The following is a 15,525-nucleotide window of genomic DNA, read 5'->3' on the forward strand; positions in this document are numbered from 1 at the left end:
ATGAATAAAGTGCGTATAATCCGCCGCCATGACTCGTACCCGATCCCCCCGTTCCCGTCCCAAATCCAAACCTGCCGCCAGCCGCTTGCGCCCCTGGCTTGGTTGGGCAATCAAACTGAGCCTGGTTGGCCTCGTCGTGCTGGCGGGTTTTGCCGTCTACCTCGATGCCATCGTGCAGGAGAAGTTCTCCGGCAAGCGCTGGACCATCCCGGCCAAGGTCTATGCCCGGCCGCTGGAGCTGTTCTCCGGCCAGAAGTTGAGCAAGGAAGACTTCCTCACCGAACTCGATGCCCTGGGCTATCGCCGCGAGGCCGTGATCAACGGCCCGGGTACGGCAGCCGTCAGCGGCAATACCGTCGACCTGAATACCCGCGGTTTCCAGTTCTATGAAGGCATGGAGTCGGCCCAGCCGGTGCGCGTGCGCTTCTCTGGCGACTATGTGGCCGAGCTGTCCTCGCTCAGCGGTGCGAAGCTCTCGGTGGTGCGCCTCGAGCCGCTGCTGATCGGCGGCTTGTACCCGAAGAACCTCGAAGACCGGATCCTGATCAAGATCGACCAGGTACCGCCGTACCTGCTCGATACCCTGGTCACGGTCGAGGACCGGGATTTCTATCACCACTTCGGTGTTTCGCCCAAATCGATTGCCCGGGCCATCTGGGTCAACACCTCGGCCGGGCAGATGCGCCAGGGCGGCAGTACGCTCACCCAGCAGTTGGTGAAGAACTTCTTCCTGACCAACGAACGCAGCCTGAGCCGCAAGCTCACCGAGGCCATGATGGCCATGCTGCTGGAACTGCATTACGACAAGAAGGAGATTCTCGAGGCTTATCTCAACGAGGTCTTCATCGGCCAGGATGGTCAGCGGGCGGTGCACGGCTTCGGCCTGGCCAGCCAGTTCTTCTTCAGTCAGCCGCTGTCGGAGCTGAAGTTGCATCAGGTGGCCTTGCTGGTGGGCATGGTCAAGGGCCCGTCCTACTACAACCCGCGGCGTTACCCGGATCGGGCATTGGAGCGGCGCAACCTGGTGCTCGACCTGCTGGAACAGCAGGGCGTGGCGACCGCCGAGCAAGTGGCGGCGGCGAAGAAGATGCCGTTGGGGGTGACCACGCGTGGCAGCCTGGCGGACAGCTCGTTCCCCGGCTTCCTCGACCTGGTCAAGCGGCAACTGCGTGAAGACTACCGCGACGAAGACTTGACCGAGGAAGGCCTGCGCATCTTCACCAGCTTCGACCCGATCGTGCAGATGAAGGCTGAGGCGTCGGTCACCGACACCTTCAAGCGCCTGACCGGGCGTAAAGGCGCGGAGGACATGGAAGCGGCCATGGTCGTGACCAACCCGGAAACCGGTGAAATCCAGGCCTTGATCGGCAGCCGCCAGCCCGGTTTCGCCGGGTTCAACCGGGCGCTGGATGCGGTGCGCAACATCGGCTCGCTGATCAAGCCGGCGGTGTACCTGACCGCATTGCAGAAGCCGAGCCAGTACACCTTGACCAGTTGGCTGTCGGACGAACCCTTCTCGGTGAAGGGCGCGGATGGCCAGATATGGAAACCGCAGAACTACGACCGCCGCTCCCATGGCACGCTGTTCCTCTATCAGGCCCTGGCGCACTCCTACAACCTGTCGACGGCGCGCCTCGGCCTGGAGGTCGGTGTGCCGAATGTCCTCAAGACCCTCGCGCAATTGGGCGTTACCCGCGAGTTCCCGGCCTATCCGGCGATCCTGCTGGGGGCTGGCGGCATGACCCCGATTGAAGTGGCGACCATGTACCAGACCCTGGCCAACGGCGGCTTCAATACGCCGATGCGTGGCATCCGCAGCGTGCTGACGGCCGAGGGCCAGCCGCTCAAACGTTACCCGTTCCAGATCCAGCAACGCTTCGATCCGGGTTCGATCTACCTGATACAGGCGGCGATGCAGCGGGTGATGCGCGAGGGGACCGGGGCCAGTGTCTACAACGTGCTGCCCAAGACCCTGACGCTGGCCGGCAAGTCGGGCACCAGTAACGATTCCCGCGACAGCTGGTTCGCCGGGTTCAGCCAGGACCTGCTGGCGGTGGTCTGGATCGGTCGCGATGACAATGGCAAGACGCCATTTACCGGCGCCACTGGTGCCTTGCAGGTCTGGACCAGTTTCATGCGCAAGGCCGACCCGCTGCCGTTGGATATGCCGCAACCGGATAACGTGGTCCAGGAATGGGTCGACCCACATACCGGGCAAGGTTCCGATGCCAATTGCCCCGGTGCGATACAGATGCCGTATATTCGCGGCAGTGAACCGGCACCCGGTGCCGGATGCGGTGGTACGGCGCCTGCGCCGGCCACCGAAGTGATGGATTGGGTCAAGGGCTGGTTGAATTAAGTGAAGAGGGTTTGACGTGAACAAGTGGTGGATTCCAGCTTTTGCAGCGCTGACCGTGTTGGGTGGTTGTTCCACCGTGCCCCGGGGTTCGATCCCGGTGGTCGATTCGGGGACGGCCGTCTCAAACAATGAGCGGATTTCGTCCACGGGCGGTTTCCGCAAGACCGTGACCCGAGGGCCGGTGCCGAGCCAGAGCCAGAGCCAGGCGGTGCCGCAGGACTCCGGCGTGGTGGTGATGATTCCGGGTGGCGGCGCTGCCGTGTCGACGCCGATCAGTACCGAACCGTTCACACCGGGGCCGATTACCCCGGGTCCGGCGAACAACGCGCCGATCCAGGCCGCACCGGTCGACTCGGGTGCCTATAACCAGGGTGCTTACAACCCGGCGGCCAATCAGGGCGCCTACAACGCGCCGAGCCCGGTGGCGCCGAGCGGTATTCCGTCCAACAGCAACAGCGGCGGCCTGTCCGCTGACGAGCAACTGGACGGCCCGGTCCTGGCATTGTTGACCACCGCCCAGCAACAGCAATCCAGCGGCGACCTCAATGGCGCCTCGTCGAGCCTTGAGCGCGCCCAGCGCGTGGCCCCGCGTGAACCGCAAGTCCTGTATCGACTGGCGCAGATACGCATGGCCCAGGGCGATGCGCCGCAAGCCGAGCAACTGGCCCGTCGTGGCCTGAGCTTCGCCAGCGGTCGTGCGGACCTGCAGGCCAACCTCTGGGGCATCATTGCCCAGGCGCGGAGTAAGCAGGGTGATGCCGCCGGTGCCGCCCAGGCGCAGCAGAAGGCCAAGGTCGGTTACTGATGGATGCGCGTTTTCCGTTGATTGCCGAGCAACTCCTGCTGATCGAGCGGGAGTTGCGCGTCCAGGGCTGCTGGGATGAGGTATCGCCCAGCGCCGAGGCTCTGGCCAGTGTCGAGCCTTTCAGTGTCGATACGCTGGAGTTCGAGCAGTGGCTGCAATGGATCTTCCTGCCGAGGATGAAGGTGATCCTCGAGGACGACCTGCCGCTGCCCAATGCTTCCGGGATTCTGGCCATGGCCGAAATGGTCTATGCCCAGCGGCCGGGACAGGGGCGCGGCTTGCAGCGGTTGCTGGCGCAGTTCGACCAGCTGATTGCCGATACCCGCTGACGTGTAGGAGCCGGCTTGTCGGCGATGAGGCCCTTGAGGCGTGCATCGATCTTCCGGCAGTCATCGCCGGCAAGCCAGCTCCTGCAGTTACGAGCAGTTGTCCTGGATGGTCTTGCGCGTCTCCACCAGGCGCGTCTGGCGTTCTTCTTCGCTCAGGCGATGCAACTGGCCATTGACCTCTTCACGCACCCGCGCATTGTTTTCCAGTTGGGCCAGGTTGGTCCGCGCTTTCTCGCAATAGGCCTTGCGAACCACCTCCTGATCGGCAATCTGTTTCTTGACCTTGGCGTCCACGGCCTGCTGGTCGCCCACCGGGCTGCTCACCGGTACAGCGGGAGGCGGTGGCGGTGCGGGGACGTTGCCGATCGCCGGGGTGACCAGGGTCGCCGTTTGTCCGGTCGGCGGCTGCGCATCGAAATGCGTCTGGCCCTGGGCATCGACCCATTTGTAGATCTGGCCGGCCTGGCACAGCGGGCTCAAGGCGAACAGCAGCCCCGTCATCAGAATGCTTCTACGCATCAGGTTTCCTTGTCAGACAATGCGATAAGCAACGTAGCACATTCCCTCGGGAAAGGTTTTCTTCTGCGTTGTCATGCGCTTAGTTCGAAGAAAGCTCACAAGATGACTTGACTTGGGCCGGACGAATCAGAACAATCCAAAGTCCGCTGTAGAGGGACTGCCAGAAGCAGGCCCACTCGGCAGATCATGAGGCGCACATCCGCGCCGACCTGTTACACCCGCAACGCGTTACCTCGCGCTGGGTGGGAAACCCCCGCAACATTTGGGGCGCTCCCAATACTTGCTCAGTCAGTGCTGACGTAGTCGGCGACTACCGTCGCTCATGCTCTGCTGAGAAGTAAACCTATTAAGACCCGTCCTCCAGTGGTGTGGACGGTATTCTGGCGTTTTAGAGGTGAACAACGTGGAGCTTTTATCTGGCGGTGAGATGCTCGTCCGCTTTTTGCGTGACGAAGGCGTCAAATACATCTACGGGTACCCGGGTGGTGCTCTTCTTCATGTCTACGATGCCCTGTTCAAAGAGCCGGATGTAAACCACATCCTGGTTCGTCACGAGCAGGCGGCGACCCATATGGCCGACGGCTATGCCCGTGCCACCGGTAAAGCTGGTGTGGTCCTGGTCACTTCCGGTCCTGGCGCCACCAATGCCATTACCGGTATCGCCACGGCATACATGGACTCCATTCCGATGGTGGTCATCTCCGGTCAGGTGCCTAGCACTCTGGTCGGTACCGACGCGTTCCAGGAAACCGACATGATCGGTATCTCCCGGCCGATCGTGAAGCACAGCTTCATGATCAAGCACGCTTCGGAAATCCCGGAAGTCATGAAGAAAGCGTTCTACCTGGCGCAATCCGGTCGTCCTGGTCCTGTCGTTGTCGATGTCCCGAAAGACATGACCAACCCGGCCGAGAAATTCGAATACGTCTTCCCGAAAAAAGCCAAGCTGCGCTCCTACAGCCCGGCGGTACGCGGTCACTCCGGGCAGATCCGCAAGGCAGCCGAAATGCTCCTGGCGGCCAAGCGTCCGGTGCTCTACGCCGGTGGCGGCGTGATCCTCGGGGGGGGCTCCGCGCCGCTGACCGAGTTGGCGAAAATGCTCAATCTGCCGGTCACCAACACCCTGATGGGTCTCGGTTCCTACCCGGGTACCGACCGACAGTTCGTCGGCATGCTCGGCATGCACGGCAGCTACACCGCCAACCTGACCATGCACCACGCCGATGTGATCCTGGCCGTGGGCGCGCGTTTCGATGACCGGGTGATCAACGGTGCATCGAAGTTCTGCCCGAACGCCAAGATCATCCACATCGACATCGATCCGGCTTCGATCTCCAAGACCATCAAGGCAGACGTGCCTATCGTTGGGCCGGTGGAGAGCGTGCTGACCGAGATGGTGGCGACCCTCAAGGATATCGGCGAGACCCCGAACAAGGAGTCTGTAGCCAGTTGGTGGAAGCAGATCGACGAATGGCGCGGTGATCGTGGCCTGTTCCCTTATGACAAGGGCGACGGCAGCATCATCAAGCCACAGACCGTGATCGAGACCCTGTGCGAAGTGACCAAGGGCGATGCCTTTGTCACCTCCGACGTGGGTCAGCACCAGATGTTCGCGGCGCAGTACTACAAGTTCAACAAACCCAACCGCTGGATCAACTCCGGTGGACTGGGCACGATGGGCTTCGGTTTTCCTGCGGCCATGGGTGTGAAGCTGAGCTTCCCGGATGCTGACGTTGCCTGTGTCACGGGTGAGGGCAGTATCCAGATGAACATCCAGGAACTGTCGACCTGCCTGCAATATGGTTTGCCGGTGAAGATCGTCATCCTGAACAACGGTGTTCTGGGCATGGTTCGCCAGTGGCAGGACATGAGCTACGGTAGCCGTCACTCGCACTCCTACATGGAGTCGTTGCCTGACTTCGTCAAGTTGGCGGAAGCCTATGGCCACGTTGGCATGCGCATCACCGACTCGAAAAACTTGAAGTCGCAGATGGAAGAGGCATTCGCCATGAAGGATCGTCTGGTGGTGATCGATATTTCGGTCGACACCAGCGAGCACGTCTATCCGATGCAGATCAAAGACGGCTCCATGCGCGATATGTGGCTGAGCAAGACGGAGCGTACCTAATCATGCGGCACATCATTTCCCTGCTTCTGGAAAACGAACCTGGCGCTCTGTCCCGTGTGGTCGGCCTGTTTTCGCAACGCAACTACAACATCGAAAGCCTGACCGTGGCGCCGACCGAAGACCCGACCCTGTCGCGTCTGACGTTGACCACCGTGGGCCATGATGAAGTGATCGAGCAGATCACCAAGAACCTGAACAAGCTGATCGAAGTGGTCAAGCTGGTGGACCTGTCGGAGAGCGCTCACATCGAGCGCGAACTGATGCTGGTCAAGATCAAGGCCACTGGCGCCCAGCGCGCCGAGATCAAGCGCACTACCGATATTTATCGCGGTCAGATCGTCGATGTCAGCGCCAGCGTTTATACCGTGCAACTGACCGGTACGAGCGACAAACTGGACAGCTTCATCCAGTCGATCGGGACGGCCTCGATTCTGGAAACCGTACGCAGCGGCGTCACCGGGATTGCCCGTGGCGATAAAGTACTGAGCATCTAACTTAAACTTTGAATGGCCTGAACGGCCTGGATCTAAAGAGGATATTTCATGAAAGTTTTCTACGATAAAGACTGTGACCTGTCGATCATCCAGGGCAAGAAAGTCGCCATCATCGGTTATGGTTCCCAGGGCCACGCCCAGGCCTGCAACCTGAAGGACTCCGGCGTTGACGTGACTGTCGGCCTGCGTAAAGGTTCGGCTACCGTTGCCAAGGCTGAAGCCCATGGCCTGAAAGTGACCGACGTTGCCAGCGCTGTTGCGGCTGCCGACCTGGTCATGATCCTGACCCCGGACGAGTTCCAGTCCGCGCTGTACAAGAACGAAATCGAGCCGAACATCAAGAAAGGCGCCACCCTGGCCTTCTCCCACGGCTTCGCGATCCACTACAACCAGGTTGTGCCGCGCGCCGACCTCGACGTGATCATGATCGCGCCGAAGGCTCCAGGTCACACCGTGCGTACCGAGTTCGTCAAAGGCGGCGGTATCCCTGACCTGATCGCGATCTACCAGGACGCCTCGGGCAACGCCAAGAACGTCGCCCTGTCCTACGCTTCGGGCGTTGGCGGTGGTCGTACCGGCATCATCGAAACCACCTTCAAGGACGAGACCGAAACCGACCTGTTCGGCGAACAAGCCGTTCTGTGCGGCGGTACCGTTGAACTGGTCAAAGCCGGTTTCGAAACCCTGGTTGAAGCGGGCTACGCGCCAGAAATGGCCTACTTCGAATGCCTGCACGAACTGAAGCTGATCGTTGACCTCATGTACGAAGGCGGTATCGCCAACATGAACTACTCGATCTCCAACAACGCCGAATACGGCGAGTACGTGACCGGCCCTGAAGTCATCAACGCCGAATCCCGCCAGGCCATGCGCAACGCTCTGAAGCGCATCCAGGACGGTGAATACGCGAAGATGTTCATCAGCGAAGGTGCTACCGGCTACCCATCGATGACCGCCAAGCGTCGCAACAACGCCGCTCACGGTATCGAAATCATCGGCGAGCAACTGCGCTCGATGATGCCGTGGATCGGTGCGAACAAGATCGTCGACAAAGCCAAGAACTGAGTCGACGCTCAAGCGGTGCCTGGCCCCTGCGGGGCTGGTCACCGAAAAAGGCTGCACACAAACGCCCCGACTTGTCGGGGCGTTTTGTTTTGTCACATAAAGCTTTTATGTCAGGCGTTGAACATTCCGGATAAAGGACGTAATTTACTTACATGTAAGATTTTTCGGAAAACAGATGCCCCGTAAAAAAGCAGCGGACGACCAGCCCCTGATGGGTGAGAAGTCGTCATCACCGGCCAAGACCAAGACCACCGCCGACTACGTCCGCGATATGCGTACACGTCTGCGCGACGCGGGTCTGGTGAAACGGGAATTCTGGATTCTTCCCGAGAATGCGACGGCCCTGCGGGGTATCGAAAAGGCGCTACGCCAGCCCTTCCTGGGTGAACGGATCAAACTGGAGGCTTTCATGACTGAGAACATCAACTGGACGATCAACTCGCTGCACAAGGCGCTGTCGGAGCTGGAGGTCGTCTCCGGAGGGGAGATTGTCCTGACCCTCGCCGAGAACGCGGAGCAGAGCCTCAAGCTGAGCATGACCGAGTTCGGCGACCTGCCACTTTATCTTGCCGTGTCCGGTGACCAGATCCTGGTGGACGCGACGCTGGTGGAGGTGAGCCGGGTCAAGGATCCGGCGGTTTTCAACAGCCTGGTGCTGCGCAGCCGCGACCTGTTCCCGTTGTCCTCCGTGGGTATCGAGCGGGTCGGGGACGGCACCGAGGTCTACTGCATGTTCGGCGCGTTGAGCGCGGCGTCCACGGTCACGGTGATCGTCCAGGAAATCTTCACCCTGGCCGAGAACGTGATCCGCGCGGTGGAAGCGTTCGAAGACCACATCCACGTTTAATGAAGTCCCCAAGGAGTTTTCGATGAGTATCTGGAAGAAAGTCATGACGGCCATTCGTGGTGGTGTTTCCGAGGTCGGCGAGACCATCGTCGATGCCAACGCCATTCGCATCCTCACGCAGGAACAGCGCGACGCCGAGAACGCCGTGGCCAAGGCCAAGAATGGCCTGGTGGACATCAAGGCCCGCTACAAGCTGTCGCAGCAACGCCTCGACGGCTTGAACAACGACATCGCCAACTGGGAAGGCAAGGCCATGGCCGCGCTGGACAAGGGTGCGGAAAGCCTGGCCGGCGAGTGTGCCAACAAGGTGGCCGAGATCGAGGCCCTGCGCGATCAGGAGAAAACCCTGGCCGATCAGTTCGGCGCCCAGGTCGAGATGCTGCATGCCCAGGTGATCAAGGCGGAAAACCAGATCAAGGGTTTGAAGCAGCAGGTCGAGATGGCCAAGGCTCGCGAAACGGTCCAGCAGGCCCGCGTGGCTACTGCCGCAGCGACCGGCGGGGCGAACGGCAAGCTGGAAACCGCGGTCGGTTCGCTGGCGCGGATCAAGCAGCGCCAGGACGAGCGGGATGCCAAGCTGGATGCCGCGCAGGAGTTGGCCGACGAGGCCAATGGCGGTGACCTGGAGCGTCGTCTGCAGGACGCCGGAATCGGTGCCAAATCGGGCAGCGGCAGTGATGTACTGGCTCGTTTGAAGGCCCGGCAGAATCCTGGCTCAGGCCAGTAACCGCCGGTCACAGGGCAAGCGCGCGAGCGCCTTGCCCTTTTTGCCGTCTGGAAAACGGGCGGGGTAGTGCGTTGTCGCGACAGCAAGGAGAGACACGATGAGTTGGATCAAGCGCGTCATGGGCTTCGAGGCGCCGCAGCCGGCCGCGGGCGCGACCTCGGCAGCGCCGGGCAATCCCCTGGGGTTGGCCTCGGGACGGATGCTCTGCCTGGACCGCTCCTTGAAGCTGTTGCTTGAGGGGCAGTCTTATGTGGTGCTGCCGGATGACGAAAAAGTCTGGGCAGTGGGCGACATCGACCTCGGTCAATCGATGCGCTTGCAGCGGTTTTACCTCGATAACGAGGATTACTTCCTGCAAGTGGTCATGGATGGACCAGGGGCCGACGACATTCAGGACCTCATCCTGTTCGGCTACCACGACGTCACCACCCTCAACAGCAAGCAACAGTTGCTGCAACTGACCGGCCCGAATGCGAAGATCGGCATGCCGCTCTACGAACTCGAAGGCGAGGAATATGTTCGGCAATGGGGTGGCGAAGACGGCCAGACCGAACTCACGCCGATGCAGGAGTTCGTCAAGAGTCCGGACGGCGCCTACTCGATCAAGCACCTGAGCATGCTCTATGCGCGCGAGATCGGCCTGCTCAATCGCCGGGAGTTCCTGCTGTTTTCGGTCGAGGAAGACGAAGAAGGGGTCATCACCCTGTCCACTGCCGTTGGCGTGACGCTGCAAATCACTGATATCGAAGTTCTCTGACAAGGAAATCACCATGCTCGACGCGCTGCGCATGTCGCTCAACGCCCATGCCCTACTTGGCTTCATCGTCTACATGTCGGTGGCGGCTGTTCTGTTCGTGCTGTTCCAGTTCATCTATACCCGCATGACTCCCCACAAGGAGTTCGCTCTGATTCGCGAGGGCAACACCGCTGCCGCGATCCAGTTGGGCGGCTCGTTGCTGGGGTTTGCCCTGCCGGCCAGCAATATCATTGCCTATAGCGTCAGTGTCGTGGACTTCGTGGTCTGGGTCCTGATCGCGGCGGTGGTGCAGTTGCTCGCATTTGTCGTGACCAGCCTGGTCGTCAAGGGATTGTCCGCGCGTATCGTGCGCGGCGAGATGGCGGCGGCGATCTATTCGGCGTCCGTGGCTATCAGTGTCGGGCTGCTGAATTCGGCCTGCATGACACCGTCAACCTGAGCCCAGGGCAAGGATAAGGATCATTCGATGAGAACCCGTAGCTCCGTAAAGCTGTTGCTGGCCGGCACCTTTCCGTTGGCGCTTTCCGCCTGCGGTGCGTCCCAGGACACCGTTGCCGTCAACACCAAGAGCAACTTCAAGTCGGTCGAGGAATGTGTCGCGGCGAAAGTGCCGGTGGAGATCTGCTCCGACGCCTTCATGCAGGCGCTGGCCGACCACCGGAAGATCGCGCCGACCTATGACGACCAGGCGTCCTGCGACAGCGACTTCGTCCCCGGCTATTGCCAGATCACTCCGGACGGCAAGTACATGCCGAAGATGGGCGGCTTTGAACTGGCGATGTCCGGTGATGTGCCGCGCAAGGACTTCGAGCAGGCCCAGCAACAAGCGACCGCGCAGTCGGGCGGCAACTCCGGTGGGGGTGGCAATGGCGGCCTGCTGACCGGGTTGTTGCTCGGCAACCTGCTCAGCAACAGCGGTGGCGGCGGGCGTTACTATTCCCAGCCGATCTACGACAGTCGCGACAACCGCGGTACCTATACCAGTTCGACGCTGTCGCGGCAGATCGAACAGGGCAAGTCGTTCAGCCGTTCGACCCAGGCCCGCAGCAGTTCCAGCAACACCTACACCCCGGCCACCCTTGGCAAGAGCTTGGGCAGCGGTTCCGGCTCGGTCTCCTCGACGGTCTCGCGTGGCGGTTTCGGCAGCCAGGCTACCGCGCGCAGCGGTTGGGGCGGCAAGAGCAGCAGCTTCTTCAGTTCCGGTGGTTGAGGGGAGCGGCCAGGGTGAAAAAGATCATTATCGAAGAACGCCCGCGCTGGCGTGAAAGCGTCGAGCGTGGAGGTTTCGGCTTCCACACCATCGGCGGTGAGCGTTATTGGGATGAGCGCGGTTATTACCTGTTCACCGAAGAGCAGATCACCCGCGATCTCGAGGCGCCGACCAAGGCGCTGCATGACCTGTGCCTGGAGGTGGTCGAGCGCGTCGTCGAAAGCGAAGAGCTGCTGACGAGCCTGGCCATACCGCCGGCGTTTTTTGATCTGGTCCGCGATTCCTGGAAGCAGGGGCACCCGCATTTGTATGGGCGCTTCGATCTGGCCTATGACGGCAGCGGTCCGGCCAAATGCCTGGAGGCCAATTACGATACGCCCACCAGTCTGCTCGAAGCCGGTTCGGTGCAGTTGCTCTGGCTGGAAGAGCAGATCGCCCGGGGTGTGCTGCCGGCCCATGCCAACCAGTTCAATACCCTTGCCGAAGATCTGGTCAGGGCCTTTGCGGCGTTTCCTCCCGGTGGGGCGTTCTACTTCTCGTCCATGTCAGGCTCGGAAGAAGATCGCGGCACCACCGACTTCCTGCGCAAGATGGCCGCCCATGCTGGGATCGAAGCGCGGCATATCGACATCGAGGACATCGGTCTCACCGGGCAGGGGCGTTTTGTCGACCTGGACGGGCGTTGGATCGAGCGACTGTTCAAGCTGCATGCCTGGGAGCATATCTTCCACGAGGCGTTTGGCCAGGCCGTGCCCGGTTGTGACACGCAATTTATCGAACCGGCCTGGAAGTCCATTGTCAGTAACAAGGGCATTTTGCCGTTGCTGTGGAAGTTTCATGAAGGGCATCCCAACCTGCTGCCCGCTTATGTCGATCGGAATCCGCAGCAGCCCGTGCCCAAGGGTTGGGTGCGCAAACCGTTCTTTTCCCGTGAGGGGGCGAACATCGAGATCCGCACCGGCGACGATCAGGTGGTGGCCGAGGACGGGCCTTACACCGATGCGCCTTATATCCTGCAGGCTTTCTCAGCGCTGCCGAGGTTTGGTGACAGCTACACCGTGATCGGTTCGTGGGTGGTGGGGGATGTGGCGGCCGGGATCGGCATTCGTGAAGACGACAGTCTGATTACCAAGGACAGCAGTCGATTCCTGCCTCATGTTGTCCTGGGCTGAGCGAGCTGTCTGTCCTGGGTTTTTCCGCAGGCCAGGGCGCTTCTGGTATAAAGCTGGATCGTTTTGCGCTCCCATCGCGGTCGCCGAGTGCTGTTGAAACCATTCATTTAGCTGCAAGGTAATATCAATGACTGAACGTCCCGAAGAGCCTGGTCAGGGTTCCGAAGCCGAAAGCCTGTTGCCCATCGACGAGCATGTCGAAGAAGGGCATGACGCCGACGGCCAGAAAGTCCGCCATCGCGGTATCTATCTGTTGCCGAACCTGTTCACCACCGCGAACCTGTTCGCCGGCTTCTACGCCATTATCAGTGCGATGAGTGCGCAGAGCGCCGCCAGTGCCGGTGATCCGGCGGGGGCGAGCAAGTACTTCGCCTTTTCCGCCATTGCGATCTTCGTGGCCATGGTGCTCGACGGCCTCGACGGCCGCGTGGCACGCATGACCAATACCCAGAGTGCCTTCGGCGCCGAGTATGACTCGCTGTCCGATATGGTCGCCTTTGGCGTTGCCCCGGCGTTGCTGGCCTTCGGTTGGGCCCTGGGCGACATGGGCAAGGTTGGCTGGATGGTCGCCTTCATCTATGTGGCGGGTGCGGCGTTGCGTCTGGCGCGCTTCAATACCCAGGTCGGCACGGCCGACAAACGTTACTTTATCGGCCTGGCCAGCCCGGCTGCGGCCGGTGTGGTAGCGGGTACGGTGTGGGCGTTCAGCGACTACGGGATCCAGGGTTCGAAGATGTCGTTCCTGGTGGCCTTGCTGGTAGCGGCGGCCGGAATGCTGATGGTCAGCAACATCAAGTACAACAGCTTCAAGGAGTTGGACCTCAAGGGGCGCGTGCCTTTCGTGGCGATTCTGGCCGTGGTGCTGGTGTTCGCCGTGGTGTTCAGCGATCCGCCGCGCATCCTGCTGCTGATTTTCCTCGCCTACGCGGCTTCCGGTCCGATCCAGTACCTGTTGCATCTTCGTCGGCACAAAGCCGGCGAGTGATGTAATTTCCCGCAGACTCCGTAGTCTATTGGTGCATCAGTCCACCAATGCTACGGAGTTGCCATGCTCATCAAGCTTCCCAAGCGATCCGATTGCCAAGAGTCGGACGTCACGCCCGAATCCCTCTATCTCTCCCGTCGTACCTTGCTCGGAGCCTCCGTTGCCGGATTGGCGATCGGCAGCCTGCCGCGTTGGGCCAGTGCCGCCGAGGCCGCGCGGTATGCCGATGTGGACGCGGGGAATGCCCCGTCCTGGTTTGCCGGGAAATTGCCCGGGACCCAATGGGGCGCGGTGACGGTCAAGGATGAAGCGATTACCCCCTACAAGGATGCAACCCACTACAACAACTTCTACGAGTTCGGGACCGACAAGGGCGATCCGGCGCGCAACGCCGGCTCCCTGAAGACCGAACCCTGGTCGGTGGTGGTGGATGGCGAGGTGGGCAAGCCGGGGCGTTATTCCCTGGAAGACTTCATGAAGCCTTACCAGCTGGAGGAACGTATCTATCGCCTGCGCTGTGTCGAGGCCTGGTCCATGGTGATTCCCTGGATCGGTTTTCCCATCTCGGCGTTGCTCAAGCAGGTCGAGCCGACCTCGAAGGCCAAGTACATTCGTTTCGAAACCCTGCAGGACCCCAAGAGCATGCCGGGCCAGCGTTCCGGTTTTGCCCTGATCGACTGGCCTTATGTAGAGGGGCTGCGTCTGGATGAGGCGATGAACCCGTTGGCGATTCTGGCGGTGGGTATGTATGGGCGGGAGCTGCCGAATCAGAACGGCGCGCCGTTGCGTCTGGTGGTGCCTTGGAAGTATGGGTTCAAGAGCGTGAAGTCGATTGTGCGCATCAGCCTGGTGGAAGAGCAGCCCAAGACCACCTGGCAGAGCATTGCCGCGGATGAGTATGGTTTCTATGCCAATGTGAACCCTACCGTGGACCATCCGCGCTGGACCCAGGCCCGGGAGCGGCGGTTGCCCAGCGGTCTGTTCAGTCCCAATGTGCGCGAGACGCAGATGTTCAACGGCTACTCGGATGAGGTCGCCTCTTTATACAGTGGCCTGGACCTGCGGAAGAACTACTGATGCGCTATCCATTCTGGCGAGTCGGCGTCTTTATCGCAGCGGCGATCTGGCCGTTGCTCTGGTTGTATCAGGCCTGGAGCCAGGCCCTGGGGCCGGATCCGGGAAAGGTCATGGTTGACCGGTTGGGCTTGGGGACGCTGATTCTGCTGTTGGTGACCTTGGGCATGACGCCGCTGCAGAAACTCAGTGGTTGGCCGGGTTGGATCGCGGTACGGCGCCAATTGGGTTTGTGGTGCTTTGCCTATGTGGTGCTGCATCTGGCGGCTTACCTGGTGTTTGTGCTTGGGCTGGACTGGTCGCAATTGGCGGTTGAGTTGCGCAAGCGGCCTTACATCATTGTCGGTGCGCTGGGCTTCCTCTGCCTGTTGGCGCTGGCCGTGACGTCGAACCGTTACAGTCAGCGTCGCCTGGGTACGCGCTGGAAGAAGTTGCACCGCCTGGTCTATGCGATTCTCGGGTTGGGGTTGCTGCATATGTTGTGGATCGTGCGGGCAGACCTCAAGGAGTGGACGGTGTATGCCTGTATAGGTGCGCTGCTATTAGTGTTGCGTATTCCGTTGGTGGCACGTCGCATTCCCCGGCTTGTGGCAAGAAAGCCGCTCCCCACGACAACACGGTCCTGATTGTAGGAGCCGGCTTGCTGGCGATGGCGTTGGTTCGAACGCTGCAAGACTTGAGGGCTGCCTCGACCTTTGTAGGAGCAAGCTTGCTCGCGATGGGGCCTTTGAGACTTGCGCCGCCTATTAAGGACGCCATCGCCAGCAAGCCGGCTCCTACACGTTAGATTTTGCAGTGTTTCCGGGCTTTGTGACATAAAAGTGAATATAGGGGTTGACGGCAGATTCTGGAGGCCTATAATTCGCCCCACTTCCGGCGCAGTCGAAACGGAAAACTCCTTGAGATTCAACGAGTTACGTAGGTTTCGACAGAGCAGGACTTCAGTTCATCGAAGTCCGGAAGCGCTGAAAAAGAGGTGTTGACAGCAGCGTGTAACGCTGTAGAATTCGCCTCCCGCTGACGAGAGATCGGAAGCGCAAGTGGTTGAAGTTAC

The 15,525-nt window shown here is 60.7% G+C and carries 16 protein-coding genes; 15 read left to right on the plus strand and 1 reads right to left on the minus strand.

Annotated features, from left to right (window positions below; translation table 11 throughout):
- The first annotated feature begins 28 nt into the window (after positions 1 to 28).
- Genes mrcB through HX866_RS29920 form a run of 3 tightly spaced genes read left to right on the plus strand, consistent with a single transcriptional unit; the run spans position 29 to position 3,493 of the window.
- Complete coding sequence (gene mrcB / locus HX866_RS29910; protein ID WP_177090225.1) at positions 29 to 2,359, plus strand: penicillin-binding protein 1B; 2,331 nt, start codon at positions 29 to 31, stop codon at positions 2,357 to 2,359.
- Between the two features lie 16 nt (positions 2,360 to 2,375).
- Complete coding sequence (locus HX866_RS29915; protein ID WP_177140984.1) at positions 2,376 to 3,164, plus strand: tetratricopeptide repeat protein; 789 nt, start codon at positions 2,376 to 2,378, stop codon at positions 3,162 to 3,164.
- The gene (locus HX866_RS29920) at positions 3,164 to 3,493 is read left to right on the plus strand and encodes a YqcC family protein (RefSeq protein ID WP_177090221.1); all 330 of its coding nucleotides are present in this window, start codon (positions 3,164 to 3,166) and stop codon (positions 3,491 to 3,493) included. Before HX866_RS29915 ends, HX866_RS29920 begins: the two co-directional genes overlap by 1 nt.
- An 87-nt stretch (positions 3,494 to 3,580) precedes the next feature.
- On the opposite strand, the gene HX866_RS29925 is transcribed toward HX866_RS29920, so the two are convergent.
- Positions 3,581 to 4,012: a DUF4124 domain-containing protein gene (locus HX866_RS29925; RefSeq protein ID WP_177090219.1), complete on the minus strand. Its 432-nt coding sequence runs from the start codon at positions 4,010 to 4,012 to the stop codon at positions 3,581 to 3,583.
- Between the two features lie 403 nt (positions 4,013 to 4,415).
- Between HX866_RS29925 and HX866_RS29930 the strand changes: the two genes are divergently transcribed.
- The 12 genes from HX866_RS29930 to msrQ all read left to right on the plus strand — a co-directional run bounded on the left by HX866_RS29930 (position 4,416) and on the right by msrQ (position 15,097).
- The gene (locus tag HX866_RS29930) at positions 4,416 to 6,140 is read left to right on the plus strand and encodes an acetolactate synthase 3 large subunit (RefSeq protein ID WP_177090217.1); all 1,725 of its coding nucleotides are present in this window, start codon (positions 4,416 to 4,418) and stop codon (positions 6,138 to 6,140) included.
- Between the two features lie 2 nt (positions 6,141 to 6,142).
- Positions 6,143 to 6,634 (plus strand): acetolactate synthase small subunit, encoded by a 492-nt coding sequence (ilvN, locus tag HX866_RS29935; RefSeq protein WP_060783453.1) that lies wholly within the window; start codon positions 6,143 to 6,145, stop codon positions 6,632 to 6,634.
- A gap of 48 nt (positions 6,635 to 6,682) precedes the next feature.
- The gene (gene ilvC / locus HX866_RS29940) at positions 6,683 to 7,699 is read left to right on the plus strand and encodes a ketol-acid reductoisomerase (RefSeq protein WP_177105884.1); all 1,017 of its coding nucleotides are present in this window, start codon (positions 6,683 to 6,685) and stop codon (positions 7,697 to 7,699) included.
- Between the two features lie 175 nt (positions 7,700 to 7,874).
- Complete coding sequence (locus HX866_RS29945; RefSeq protein WP_371316813.1) at positions 7,875 to 8,546, plus strand: YjfI family protein; 672 nt, start codon at positions 7,875 to 7,877, stop codon at positions 8,544 to 8,546.
- 22 nt (positions 8,547 to 8,568) lie between these two features.
- Complete coding sequence (locus HX866_RS29950; RefSeq protein WP_177140985.1) at positions 8,569 to 9,273, plus strand: PspA/IM30 family protein; 705 nt, start codon at positions 8,569 to 8,571, stop codon at positions 9,271 to 9,273.
- 97 nt (positions 9,274 to 9,370) lie between these two features.
- Positions 9,371 to 10,030, plus strand: coding sequence for a DUF2491 family protein (locus tag HX866_RS29955; protein ID WP_177090211.1), 660 nt, complete (start codon positions 9,371 to 9,373; stop codon positions 10,028 to 10,030).
- A gap of 13 nt (positions 10,031 to 10,043) precedes the next feature.
- On the plus strand, positions 10,044 to 10,469 hold the full coding sequence (locus HX866_RS29960) for a DUF350 domain-containing protein (protein WP_177090209.1): 426 nt from the start codon (positions 10,044 to 10,046) through the stop codon (positions 10,467 to 10,469).
- 27 nt (positions 10,470 to 10,496) lie between these two features.
- Positions 10,497 to 11,240 carry a DUF1190 domain-containing protein gene (locus HX866_RS29965; RefSeq protein WP_177105882.1) on the plus strand — a complete coding sequence of 248 codons (744 nt, stop codon included), beginning with the start codon at positions 10,497 to 10,499 and terminating at the stop codon, positions 11,238 to 11,240.
- 14 nt (positions 11,241 to 11,254) lie between these two features.
- Complete coding sequence (locus HX866_RS29970) at positions 11,255 to 12,412, plus strand: glutathionylspermidine synthase family protein (protein ID WP_177140986.1); 1,158 nt, start codon at positions 11,255 to 11,257, stop codon at positions 12,410 to 12,412.
- Between the two features lie 127 nt (positions 12,413 to 12,539).
- Positions 12,540 to 13,397, plus strand: coding sequence for a CDP-diacylglycerol--serine O-phosphatidyltransferase (pssA, locus tag HX866_RS29975; protein WP_100939556.1), 858 nt, complete (start codon positions 12,540 to 12,542; stop codon positions 13,395 to 13,397).
- 63 nt (positions 13,398 to 13,460) lie between these two features.
- Positions 13,461 to 14,474, plus strand: a complete 1,014-nt coding sequence (gene msrP / locus HX866_RS29980) for a protein-methionine-sulfoxide reductase catalytic subunit MsrP (protein ID WP_177090203.1) — start codon at positions 13,461 to 13,463, stop codon at positions 14,472 to 14,474.
- Positions 14,474 to 15,097, plus strand: a complete 624-nt coding sequence (gene msrQ, locus HX866_RS29985; RefSeq protein WP_177124128.1) for a protein-methionine-sulfoxide reductase heme-binding subunit MsrQ — start codon at positions 14,474 to 14,476, stop codon at positions 15,095 to 15,097. Before msrP ends, msrQ begins: the two co-directional genes overlap by 1 nt.
- Positions 15,098 to 15,525: the final 428 nt, after the last annotated feature.

The sequence above is a fragment of the Pseudomonas gingeri genome (assembly GCF_013386165.1).
Taxonomy (GTDB): Bacteria; Pseudomonadota; Gammaproteobacteria; order Pseudomonadales; family Pseudomonadaceae; genus Aquipseudomonas; species Aquipseudomonas gingeri_C.

Bases quoted from the DNA above. Each gene is read 5' to 3' on its own strand.
- pssA (WP_100939556.1), top strand. From the start codon at position 12,540: ATGACTGAACGTCCCGAAGAGCCTGGTCAGGGTTCCGAAGCCGAAAGC.
- HX866_RS29950 (WP_177140985.1), top strand. From the start codon at position 8,569: ATGAGTATCTGGAAGAAAGTCATGACGGCCATTCGTGGTGGTGTTTCC.
- HX866_RS29925 (WP_177090219.1), bottom strand. From the start codon at position 4,012: ATGCGTAGAAGCATTCTGATGACGGGGCTGCTGTTCGCCTTGAGCCCG.
- HX866_RS29955 (WP_177090211.1), top strand. From the start codon at position 9,371: ATGAGTTGGATCAAGCGCGTCATGGGCTTCGAGGCGCCGCAGCCGGCC.
- HX866_RS29965 (WP_177105882.1), top strand. From the start codon at position 10,497: ATGAGAACCCGTAGCTCCGTAAAGCTGTTGCTGGCCGGCACCTTTCCG.
- msrP (WP_177090203.1), top strand. From the start codon at position 13,461: ATGCTCATCAAGCTTCCCAAGCGATCCGATTGCCAAGAGTCGGACGTC.
- msrQ (WP_177124128.1), top strand. From the start codon at position 14,474: ATGCGCTATCCATTCTGGCGAGTCGGCGTCTTTATCGCAGCGGCGATC.
- ilvN (WP_060783453.1), top strand. From the start codon at position 6,143: ATGCGGCACATCATTTCCCTGCTTCTGGAAAACGAACCTGGCGCTCTG.
- mrcB (WP_177090225.1), top strand. From the start codon at position 29: ATGACTCGTACCCGATCCCCCCGTTCCCGTCCCAAATCCAAACCTGCC.
- HX866_RS29920 (WP_177090221.1), top strand. From the start codon at position 3,164: ATGGATGCGCGTTTTCCGTTGATTGCCGAGCAACTCCTGCTGATCGAG.
- HX866_RS29960 (WP_177090209.1), top strand. From the start codon at position 10,044: ATGCTCGACGCGCTGCGCATGTCGCTCAACGCCCATGCCCTACTTGGC.
- ilvC (WP_177105884.1), top strand. From the start codon at position 6,683: ATGAAAGTTTTCTACGATAAAGACTGTGACCTGTCGATCATCCAGGGC.
- HX866_RS29945 (WP_371316813.1), top strand. From the start codon at position 7,875: ATGCCCCGTAAAAAAGCAGCGGACGACCAGCCCCTGATGGGTGAGAAG.